We start from the raw sequence: 10,935 nt of genomic DNA on the forward strand, positions 1-10,935 counted from the left end.
TGAGAAGGAACCTTATGAAGCGTGTGAAATATCTGGTGTGCTGTCCTTGCCAATAATGGCGAGGCGATCATCTTCAGATAGGCCTCCCCAAATTCCGTATGGCTCTTGAACAGCGAGCGCGTGTGCGCGGCATGCGGCAATTACCGGACATGATGCGCAGACAGCTTTAGCGGTGTTTTCACGGTTGCGTCGGCGAGGACCACGTTCTCCGTCAGGATGGAAAAACATCTCTGATGGAAGCTCGCGACACGAACCTTGGTACTGCCATTCCCATTCATCAGCGACGGGACGGGGTAAGCGTGAAATTTCGGCCATGGCAGGACTGTACAACCGCGCCATAAGTTGTTCAAGTAGCAACGCTCCAAAGGTTGTTCAGAAGGTGTTTTCGGGTGGTGAGTTAGGCCACTTCACGCCACGATTACCCCATGGAGCAGGAGTTGTTAACGGTGGCCGCGGTCGCCCGCCGGATAGGCGTAGCGCCTGCGACGCTTCGGACCTGGGATCGACGGTACGGGCTTGGTCCTTCTAGTCATGAAGCAGGCGAGCATCGCCGTTACTGCCCAAAGGATCTAGCCATTCTGACCGCGATGCGTAGGTTGATTACCGCCGGAGTTTCACCAGCAGAAGCTGCGCAGCAAGCAAAAAATTTCAAAGGCAAGATTTCAGTCGAACAAATTATTGATGATTTCGAAGTTCGTGAAGATCTGGTTGAAGCACTGCATGCTGCATCTAAGTCGTTGGATAAAAAATTTATGGAAGATGCCCTCAAAAGAGACATTGAAAAGCATGGAGTCATAGCCTCCTGGTCTGAAGTTATTGTTCCGCTTTTGTTTTTAGTTGGTGATGAGTGGGAGAAGAATCAGACCGGTATTGAAGTGGAACATTTATTGACAGAGATTCTGAAATCTGTTTTACGTGAGAAAGCCTCGACACCTTCTGAACCCTGTAATCCGCGACCAGTTTTACTGGCATCTGTGGGTGAAGAGATGCACTCGTTAGCCTTGCATGCCTTGGCTTCGGCGTTGGCAGAGAAAAATATTTCAACATATTTTCTTGGAGCACGAACACCGTTGGAAGCTCTCAATGGCGTGATTACACGTTCTGCGCCACCGGCAATTTTCCTGTGGGCGCAATTACCCCATAACGGTGATCCTCGTTTTTATACAGATATTCCAGCGATACGACCTGCGCCTCGTGTAATCATTGGAGGGCCCGGCTGGAGCATTGGATCTGATTGTCCAGTAGCCCATGTCACCGATTTATCCCAAGCCTGTGCTGAAATTGAGCGTGCAGTAGGCCTCTAAAGCCCCGATAGACTTTGCCCTTCGATACACACAAGGGGGCCAAGTGAGCGATACAGATAAGGTCGCAATGCTTGGCCTGACCTATGACGATGTGCTTTTGCTCCCAGATGCATCCGATGTAGTTCCATCTGAAGTCAGCACCGTTACGCAATTAACTCGCAATATTTCAATCGCGGTTCCGCTGGTTTCTTCGGCGATGGACACTGTTACAGAATCCGAAATGGCAATTGCAATGTCAAAGGCCGGTGGAATCGGAATCATTCACCGCAATCTTCCAATTGATGCCCAAGTAACTCACGTTAAATTGGTTAAAAACGTTGGTCTTGCTGGTGCCGCTGTTGGTGTTGGCGATGATGGTTTTGCTCGTGCCCAAGCATTAATCGAAGCTGGGGTCGATGTAGTTGTCGTTGATACAGCACACGGTCACCACCGCGCTGTCTTAGATGCAATTGCTCGAATTAAAAAGTTTTCTCCAACAACCGAAATTATTGGTGGCAATGTTGCAACACGTGCCGGCGCACAAGCACTGATCAACGCTGGTGCAGACGCTGTAAAAGTTGGCGTTGGTCCTGGATCAATTTGTACAACGCGCATTGTTGCAGGTGTCGGCGTTCCTCAGCTAACAGCAATTCTTGAAGCATCAAAGGCATGTAACAAAGCAGGGATCCCATTAATTGCAGATGGTGGATTGCAGTATTCAGGTGACATTGTTAAAGCGCTCGTCGCTGGTGCAAATTCTGTAATGCTTGGATCACTTCTTGCCGGTTGTGAAGAATCTCCTGGTGAACTAATTGAGATCAACGGCATCAAGTACAAGGCTTATCGCGGAATGGGTTCTCTTGGTGCGATGCAATCACGCGGAGAACAAAAATCGTATTCAAAAGATCGTTACATGCAGGACGATGTTTTATCTGAAGACAAACTTGTTCCCGAAGGCATCGAAGGCAAGGTCGCACTCCGCGGCTCTGTAGCAGAAGTTGTTCATCAACTTGTAGGTGGCTTGCGGTCAGGAATGGGATATGCCGGCGCACCAGATATCGAAACTTTGCGCCGTGAAGGACGATTGATTCAAATTACTGCAGCAGGATTGCAGGAAAGCCACCCACATGATGTGGCACATGTTGCTGATGCACCGAATTACCAGAAGAAGGGCCGCTAATGAATAACATCGAAATCGCACCTGGAAAGCGTGCCCGCACCGCATACTCATTTGATGACATCGCGATAGTGCCGAGCCGCCGTACACGTGATCCGGAAAATGTCTCCACTGCATGGCAGATCGATGCCTACAAGTTTGATCTACCGATGATGGCTGCTCCAATGGATTCAGTTGTGTCGCCTGAAACTGCTATTGCAATCGGCAAGCTGGGCGGACTTGGCGTTTTGAACCTCGAAGGATTGTGGACCCGTTATGAAGATCCACGCATTCCACTAGGAGAGATCGCATCAATGCCGGACAAGCATGCAACTAAGCGCATGCAAGAGATTTATACCGCCCCAATTCGTCCCGAGTTAATCAAGGAACGCATTCAGCAGATACGTGATGCCGGTGTGACGGTAGCTGCTTCATTATCACCAGCACGAACTGCCGAATTTCATAAAGCAGTTATTGCAGCAGGTGTAGACATATTTGTTATCCGTGGAACAACTGTTTCAGCCGAACATGTTGCTGCAGAAAATGAAGCGCTGAACCTTAAAAAGTTTATTTACGAATTAGATGTACCCGTAATTGTTGGCGGAGTGGCAACATCAACTGCGGCGCTGCACTTAATGCGCGCGGGTGCTGCAGGAGTGTTGGTTGGTTTTGGTGGAGGTGCAACGCACACAACACGCAAGGTATTGGGTGTGGAAGTACCGATGGCTTCTGCAGTTGCTGAAGTTGCTTCTGCTCGTCGTGAGTACCTTGATGAATCAGGTGGACGTTACGTCCATGTGATTGCTGATGGTGCGGTTGGACGCAGTGGTGACATTGCAAAGGCAATTGCCTGCGGAGCAGATGCAGTCATGATGGGATCTCCACTTGCAAAGGCGATTGAGGCACCTGGCCTTGGATGGCACTGGGGATCTGAAGCTCATCACCCAGTTCTTCCACGCGGTGAACGTGTAAATGTTGGAACTGTTGGAACTCTTGAAGAGATTTTGCTTGGACCTTCACATACATCTGACGGCTCAATGAATCTGTTTGGTGCACTTCGTCGCGCCATGGCTACATGTGGTTATTCAGATGTAAAGGAATTCCAGCGCGTAGAGGTTCTTATTCATCGTGGTTGAATCGCGCGGAGTCCTAGTTGTTGATTTTGGTGCTCAGTACGCGCAGTTAATTGCCCGTCGAGTTCGCGAAGCTAATGTTTACTCCGAAATTGTTCCATCATCAATAACAGCTGCCGAAGTCACAGCTAAAAATCCCAGCGCAATTATTTTATCTGGCGGACCCTCCAGCGTGTATGCAGACAACGCGCCAACAGTTGATGCTGGGATATTTTCCTTGGGGATTCCGGTATTTGGAATTTGTTATGGCTTTCAGGCAATGGCGGCAGCACTTGGCGGCGTCGTAAGCCGCACCGGAAAATCAGAATTCGGTCGCACGGAAACAAAAGTTCAAACTGCATCAAAGGTTTTTAGTGGACTGCCTGCACAGCAAAAAGTCTGGATGTCACATGGCGATGCGGTAACGCAAGCACCTGCAGGATTCGTAGTGTCCGCAGAAACAGAAGATACGCCGATTGCTGCTTTTGAGGATGCAACAGGGAAGTTAGCTGGAGTTCAGTTTCACCCAGAGGTTTTACATAGCGAACATGGCCAGGCAATTTTGCACAACTGGTTAGTCAATATCGCAAAGTGCGATGCAACCTGGACCACTGCGAACATCGCAGAGATCGAGATCGCAAAAGCTAAACAAATAATTGGTGATAAGCGAGTTATCTGTGGCCTATCTGGCGGAGTTGATTCAGCAGTTGCTGCAGCGATTATTCAAAGAGCGGTCGGTAATCAACTGACATGTGTATTTGTGGATCATGGCCTTTTGCGCAAAGGCGAAGCAGAACAAGTAGAACGAGACTTTGTTGCATCAACAGGTGTGCAGCTAGTTGTTATTGATGCAAAGGAACAATTCCTTAACGCCCTAAAAGATGTTACAGACCCTGAAGAAAAGCGAAAGATTATTGGTCGCGAATTTATTCGGTCATTTGAATCCGCAGCCCGCGATATTGCAGCAGGGGGAGATGTTGAGTTCTTGGTGCAAGGAACTTTGTATCCAGATGTTGTTGAATCAGGTGGCGGAACCGGTACGGCCAATATCAAGTCTCATCACAATGTAGGTGGTTTACCTGATGATTTGCAGTTCACCTTAATCGAGCCACTGCGCACTTTGTTTAAAGATGAAGTTCGCCAGGTTGGATTAGAACTTGGTTTGCCAGAAGAAATTGTTTGGCGCCAACCCTTTCCTGGACCAGGACTTGGTATCCGAATCATTGGTTCAGTGACACAAGAGCGGTTAGATCTTTTGCGTGAAGCAGATGCGATTGCTCGAGAAGAATTAAAATTAGCTGGACTTGATCGTGAAATCTGGCAGTGCCCAGTTGTACTGCTGGCAGATGTACGAAGTGTTGGTGTTCAGGGCGATGGGCGTACCTATGGTCACCCAATAGTTTTGCGACCCGTCTCATCCGAAGATGCCATGACCGCCGATTGGTCACGTGTTCCCTATGAAATTCTTGAGAAGATTTCTACCCGCATAACAAATGAGGTCCGTGAGGTAAATCGAGTGGTCTTAGACATAACGAGCAAGCCACCTGGCACCATTGAATGGGAATAAATTAAGGGTTTTCACAGGATTTGGATTTATCATTTCAGACATGAAACGGGGAGTATTTATGAAGCGGACAGTGATTGCAGCAATTGCAATCTCAGTACTTCTTTCTCCATCCGCATCTGCAGAAACAAAAAGCAAATCTGCAAAGAATGTAAAAGTTGCAGCGATTAAATGCTGGCCAACTAAAGCTTCCGGACATGACCCTAAAGATGTTGCTCCTGCTCAAAAACTTCCAAAGAAATTGGCTCGCACCTTTACCTTTGAAACAAATTGCGGAAATATTGTGGTCACAACTGTTGGTGCAAAAGCACCAATCACAATTACGCAATTAAGCACTTTAGCCAAGGGTGGATACTTCGATAATTCCTTATGCCATCGTTTAACCACGCAAGGGTTATATGTATTGCAATGTGGAGACCCAACCGCAACTGGTTCTGGGGGACCAAACTTTACGTATCCAGATGAGAATTTACCCACTACAACTTTTAATAATTACCCAGCTGGAACTGTTGCAATGGCTAACTCGGGTCCAGGAACAAACGGAAGTCAGTTTTTCTTAGTTTTTGCAGATACGACTCTTGGGGCTAACTACACAATTTGGGGCACGATTACTCAAGGTCTAGATATCGTAAAGGCGATCGCAAAAGCTGGAGTAAAGGGCGGCGGGGCAGATGGAACACCAAAACAAGCTATTGCAATTCATCGCGTAACTGTTTCAAACTAGATCTTTATTTTCTCAGGCTTAATTGGTGTTCACGATTTTAAAGGCTTCAGCAATTCGTCCTTCTGGTAAACCACCGATTCCAGCGTTACGTTGACCCCACTCGCGAACCATATTTTCTAACTCTTTGTTATGAGCAGTTTGAGAAGCATGCGCATGCAACGCAGCCATTTTCAAATCAAAAGTGTCGGTGATATCAACCCAGTGGTCAGGTTGAGCAAATCCAGATACCCAAATTTCCTTTACACGCCACGGTTGTAACCCTTCCTTTTCTAGCAAATCGGTAAAGGCAAAAGGGTTACGAGAGTCAGGATAAACAGCTTGAATAGTTGCTTCACCTGCAGCTAAATGATCTGGGTGGCTCGCACCGATCCGATCCCAATTGCGCTCTGGACTCTGGCACACAATGCGATCTGGTTTTGAGATTCGAATTTGTCGGACAATATCTTTGCGTAATTCAATGGTTGCAACTAAGTGACCATCAACATAATTCAAGAAAGTTATATCAGTGACACCGATTGCTGCACCGGCTGCGCGTTGTTCGCGTTGACGAATTGCAGGCATTTCCTCTTTTGTGAAACCAGATTCTTCGCCACCTTGATCGCCATTGGTACAAAACACATAGGCAACTTCAATTCCCTTTTTCACCCATTGGGCGATAGTTCCGGATGCCCCAAAATCTGAATCATCGGGGTGGGCATTGACGACCAAGACGCGCTTGATCTCGTTATCTGCAATCGGTTCCATGCATGAAGCCTAATAGACTCACCCTCATGACTGAAATCGATCCATTGCTCGAGGGGTTAAACCCTCAGCAATCCGAAGCGGTCACACATGCGGGCGGCCCACTATTGGTTGTAGCAGGTGCTGGATCTGGAAAGACTCGAGTATTAACTCGTCGCATCGCATATTTAATGTCAAGAAGAAATGTAGCCCCCTACCAAATTTTGGCAATTACCTTTACAAATAAAGCAGCGGGCGAAATGAAAGAACGAGTTGCAGATTTGGTTGGCCCAATAGCTAAATCTATGTGGGTTTCCACATTCCATTCTGCCTGTGTTCGCATCTTGCGCCAAGAAGCTACCCGACTGGGGTACAGCAACTCTTTTAGTATCTATGACTCTGCCGATTCGCAGCGTCTAATAACTATTGTTGCTAAAGAATTGAACTTAGATCCAAAGAGATATCCCGCACGTCAATTTCAATCCATGATTTCTAACGCTAAAAATGAATTGCTGGGACCGCAAGATTACTTAAATGCAGCAAGTAATCAGTTTGAACAGGTTGTAGCCGATGTTTATGCCGTGTATCAGCAGCGACTAATCCGCGCTAACGCAATGGATTTTGATGATTTGATTTTAAAGACAGTTGAAGTTCTGCAACGCTTTCCAGAAGCAAAAGCTCGATTTAGGTCTCGCTTTCGCCACGTTTTAGTAGATGAGTATCAGGACACAAATCACGCACAATACATATTGGTAAAAGAGCTAGTTGGGACTGAACTTGAAGGCCAAATGCCAGCGGAGTTGTGCGTAGTAGGTGATGCCGATCAATCAATTTATGGCTTCCGAGGCGCAACTATTCGTAACATTTTGCAGTTCGAGCTTGATTATCCAAATGCACGCACTGTCTTGCTTGAACAGAATTATCGCTCGACTCAAAATATTTTAAATGCAGCCAATGCGGTCATCACAAAAAATGAAAGCCGTAAAGAAAAGAATCTGTGGTCTGATGCAGGATCTGGCTCACCGCTAACGGGCTATGTAGCTGAAAGCGAGCATGACGAGGCTAGCTTCATTGCAGATGAAATTCGATCTCTGCAACGTGAAGGGGTCTCAACACCAGGGGACACCGCAATTTTCTATCGAACAAATGCACAATCACGTGTGTTTGAAGAGGTTTTCATGCGCAACGCCCTGCCTTACAAAGTCGTAGGGGGATTGCGATTTTACGAACGCCGTGAAGTAAAGGACTTACTGGCCTATTTGCGTGTTCTGGCCAATTTAGAAGATGAGATATCGCTTCGAAGAATCATTAATGTACCCAAGCGAGGCATCGGTGACACATCTTTGGATTATGTAGATGAGTTTGCCCGAAACAACAACATTTCATTCTGGCAAGGCTTGTTAAGGGTTGGGGAGAATGGATCCGTTCCATCACGAGCAGCACAAGCAATACATGAATTTACTTCGATGGTTAGCGCATTAGCGGTCTTGGTAGAAGCGAAAACAAAGCCTTCAGTAATAGTAGAAGCAGCCCTTGAGCAATCAGGGTTATTAAAGGAGTTGGCAGATAGCACCGATCCTCAAGATGAAGTTCGTGTAGAAAACTTAAAGGAGTTAGTTGCAGTTTCTATGGAGTACGAAGAACGTCCATTTGAAGAGCTTGGCGAAGATGAAGAAATTTCACTTGCTGGATTTTTAGAAAAAGTTTCCTTAGTTGCAGATGCTGATGAAATTCCTGAAGGCGAAGATCATGGGGGAGTTGTTACGATGATGACTCTTCACACTGCAAAGGGATTGGAATTTCCAACTGTATTTCTTACAGGAATGGAAGATGGAATATTTCCACACTCACGAACCCTTGGCGAAAAAGATGAGATTGAAGAAGAACGTCGACTTGCTTATGTCGGATTAACCCGCGCACGCCAGCGCCTTTATATTTCACGTGCGGAATATCGTTCAACATGGGGTGCGCCAAATTACAATCCACCGTCACGTTTTCTCGATGAAATTCCAGAAGATGTAATCGAGTGGCGTAATCAAGGACGATCATCATCACCTTCACTTGTTACTCGCTCTCGTGTCGCCACGACACCGCCACCACGTGCCACCGGCAAGAAGAGTGTTGCAATGGAGTTAGCAGTTGGCGAGCGTGTGTCACATGACACATTCGGATTAGGCACCGTTGTAGCTGTTGCTGGGGCTGGAGACAAAGCCGAAGCAACAATTAACTTCGGCCAGTACGGCGAGAAGCGCTTACTGCTGCGTTATGCACCTGTTGAGAAACTATAGGATTACCCCGTATATAGCCGGCCAATAGATTGTGAGCCCCAGTGGATCTCTTTGAATACCAAGCCCGAGATATTTTTGAAAAGCATGGCGTACCTGTTTTGGCCGCAGCGATTGCAACAACAGCTGATGAAGCAGAAGCCGCCGCAACAACAATTGGTGGCAAAGTAGTAGTAAAGGCTCAGGTTAAAGTCGGTGGCCGTGGAAAAGCAGGCGGTGTGAAGCTTGCAGAAAACCCACAGGATGCTCGTGAAAAAGCAGGCGCAATCCTTGGAATGGACATTAAAGGCCACGCTGTTCGCACAGTGATGATTGCAGCAGCAGCTCCAATTGAAGCCGAGTACTACCTGTCAATTTTGCTAGATCGCTCAAATCGAACTTTCCTAGTGATGGCATCTGTATCGGGTGGAATGGATATCGAAGAGGTTGCACACACTGCACCTGAAAAGCTTGCGAAGATTCCAGTATCTGCAGTTGACGGTATTTCACTTGCTAAGGCACAAGAGATAGTTGCAGCAGCAGCATTTCCTGCAGATGTCGCAGATCAGGTTGTACAGGTTTTGCTTAAGTTGTGGGATGTTTTTCAAGGTGAAGATGCAACTCTTGTAGAAGTTAATCCATTGGTAAAAACTAAAGATGGAAAAGTCATTGCCCTAGATGGCAAGGTAACTCTCGATGACAACGCAGATTTCCGTCAGCCAGATCACCAATCACTAGTTGACCAAGATGCAGAAAATCCTTTAGAAGCGGCAGCAAAAGAAAAAGGACTTAACTACGTAAAGCTTGATGGACAGGTTGGAATCATCGGTAACGGTGCTGGACTTGTAATGAGCACACTTGATGTTGTGGCATACGCAGGAGAAAAGCATGGTGGAGTACGTCCAGCTAACTTCTTGGATATTGGCGGCGGAGCATCTGCGCAGATCATGGCCGACGGCCTTTCCATTATTTTGGGAGATGCCGACGTTAAGAGTGTTTTTGTGAATGTATTTGGTGGAATCACAGCGTGTGATGCCGTGGCAAGTGGAATTGTGCAAGCCCTTGAATTACTTGGTTCAAAGGCAACAAAGCCAATTGTTGTTCGCCTCGATGGAAACAATGTTGTCGAAGGTCGCGCAATCTTGGCAAAGGCTGCTCACCCATTGGTTGAGCAGGCAGACACTATGGATGGAGCAGCAAATCGCGCTGCAGAATTGGCGGCGAAGTAATGTCTATCTTTATTAATGATGCAAGTAAGGTAATCGTGCAGGGAATGACTGGTTCTGAAGGAACCAAGCACACCCGCCGTATGTTGGCTTCAGGAACAAAGATTGTTGGCGGAGTTACGCCTGGCAAGGGCGGACAGGTTGTCGATATCGATGGCCACCAACTTCCTGTCTTCAACACAGTTGCCGAAGCAATGTCTGCAACAGGTGCAAATGTTTCAGTTGTGTTTGTGCCACCTAAGTTTGCAAAAGCTGCCGTAATAGATGCAATTGATGCAATGATGCCATTAGTTGTTGTCATTACCGAAGGTATTCCGGTACATGATTCGGCAAGCTTCTATGCATATTCGCAGACCAAGGGCACAACACAAATCATTGGCCCTAACTGCCCAGGATTAATAAGCCCAGGAAAATCAAATGTTGGAATTATTCCGGCAGATATCACTGGCGCTGGTCCAATTGGTTTGGTATCCAAGTCCGGAACTCTTACATATCAAATGATGTACGAACTTCGCGACATCGGATTTAGTACAGCTGTAGGCATTGGTGGAGATCCAGTAATTGGAACTACTCATATCGATTGCTTGCGCGCATTTCAGGATGATCCAGATACAACAGCGATTGTAATGATCGGTGAAATTGGTGGAGATGCCGAAGAACGCGCTGCAGCATTTATTGCTGAATATGTAACGAAACCAGTTGTTGGTTATGTTGCTGGGTTCACTGCTCCAGAAGGCAAGACAATGGGTCACGCAGGTGCGATCGTTTCTGGTTCATCAGGAACTGCGCAAGGAAAGAAAGATGCCTTGGAAGCAGCCGGCGTAAAGGTTGGTCAAACCCCCAGCGAAACCGCGCGTTTGTTACGCGCAATTCTGGGTCGATAACA

Annotated in this window: 10 protein-coding genes; 8 read left to right on the forward strand and 2 right to left on the reverse strand. The window is 47.0% G+C overall.

Going from position 1 to position 10,935, the window contains the following annotated elements; translation table 11 throughout:
- Positions 1–12: 12 nt before the first annotated feature.
- Entirely contained in the window at positions 13–315 is a 303-nt protein-coding gene (locus AC9UGD_RS04355) for a WhiB family transcriptional regulator (RefSeq protein WP_509570060.1), read from the reverse strand.
- 110 nt (positions 316–425) lie between these two features.
- Here AC9UGD_RS04355 and AC9UGD_RS04360 point away from each other — a divergent pair, with 110 nt between their 5' ends.
- From AC9UGD_RS04360 to AC9UGD_RS04380, 5 genes are all read left to right on the forward strand, one after another.
- Complete coding sequence (locus AC9UGD_RS04360; RefSeq protein ID WP_509570063.1) at positions 426–1,304, forward strand: MerR family transcriptional regulator; 879 nt, start codon at positions 426–428, stop codon at positions 1,302–1,304.
- 67 nt (positions 1,305–1,371) lie between these two features.
- Positions 1,372–2,463, forward strand: a complete 1,092-nt coding sequence (gene guaB, locus AC9UGD_RS04365) for an IMP dehydrogenase (protein ID WP_509570334.1) — start codon at positions 1,372–1,374, stop codon at positions 2,461–2,463.
- Positions 2,463–3,575: a GuaB3 family IMP dehydrogenase-related protein gene (locus tag AC9UGD_RS04370; protein ID WP_509570066.1), complete on the forward strand. Its 1,113-nt coding sequence runs from the start codon at positions 2,463–2,465 to the stop codon at positions 3,573–3,575. Before guaB ends, AC9UGD_RS04370 begins: the two co-directional genes overlap by 1 nt.
- Complete coding sequence (gene guaA / locus AC9UGD_RS04375; protein WP_509570070.1) at positions 3,568–5,118, forward strand: glutamine-hydrolyzing GMP synthase; 1,551 nt, start codon at positions 3,568–3,570, stop codon at positions 5,116–5,118. Before AC9UGD_RS04370 ends, guaA begins: the two co-directional genes overlap by 8 nt.
- 40 nt (positions 5,119–5,158) lie before the next feature.
- The gene (locus tag AC9UGD_RS04380) at positions 5,159–5,839 is read left to right on the forward strand and encodes a peptidylprolyl isomerase (protein ID WP_509570073.1); all 681 of its coding nucleotides are present in this window, start codon (positions 5,159–5,161) and stop codon (positions 5,837–5,839) included.
- Positions 5,840–5,857: 18 nt separating this feature from the next.
- Here AC9UGD_RS04380 and AC9UGD_RS04385 read toward each other — a convergent pair whose 3' ends face one another.
- Positions 5,858–6,583 (reverse strand): PIG-L deacetylase family protein, encoded by a 726-nt coding sequence (locus AC9UGD_RS04385; RefSeq protein ID WP_509570076.1) that lies wholly within the window; start codon positions 6,581–6,583, stop codon positions 5,858–5,860.
- Positions 6,584–6,609: 26 nt separating this feature from the next.
- On the opposite strand from AC9UGD_RS04385, the gene pcrA reads away from it, so the two are divergent.
- Genes pcrA through sucD form a run of 3 tightly spaced genes read left to right on the forward strand, consistent with a single transcriptional unit; the run spans position 6,610 to position 10,933 of the window.
- Positions 6,610–8,847, forward strand: a complete 2,238-nt coding sequence (pcrA, locus tag AC9UGD_RS04390; RefSeq protein WP_509570079.1) for a DNA helicase PcrA — start codon at positions 6,610–6,612, stop codon at positions 8,845–8,847.
- A 41-nt stretch (positions 8,848–8,888) separates the two neighbouring features.
- Positions 8,889–10,052, forward strand: a complete 1,164-nt coding sequence (gene sucC, locus AC9UGD_RS04395) for an ADP-forming succinate--CoA ligase subunit beta (protein WP_509570082.1) — start codon at positions 8,889–8,891, stop codon at positions 10,050–10,052.
- Entirely contained in the window at positions 10,052–10,933 is an 882-nt protein-coding gene (gene sucD, locus AC9UGD_RS04400; protein WP_509570085.1) for a succinate--CoA ligase subunit alpha, read from the forward strand. The genes sucC and sucD overlap by 1 nt, the downstream gene beginning before the upstream one ends.
- Positions 10,934–10,935: the final 2 nt, after the last annotated feature.

This window comes from Candidatus Planktophila sp. (assembly GCF_044232745.1).
Classification (GTDB): domain Bacteria; phylum Actinomycetota; class Actinomycetes; order Nanopelagicales; family Nanopelagicaceae; genus Planktophila.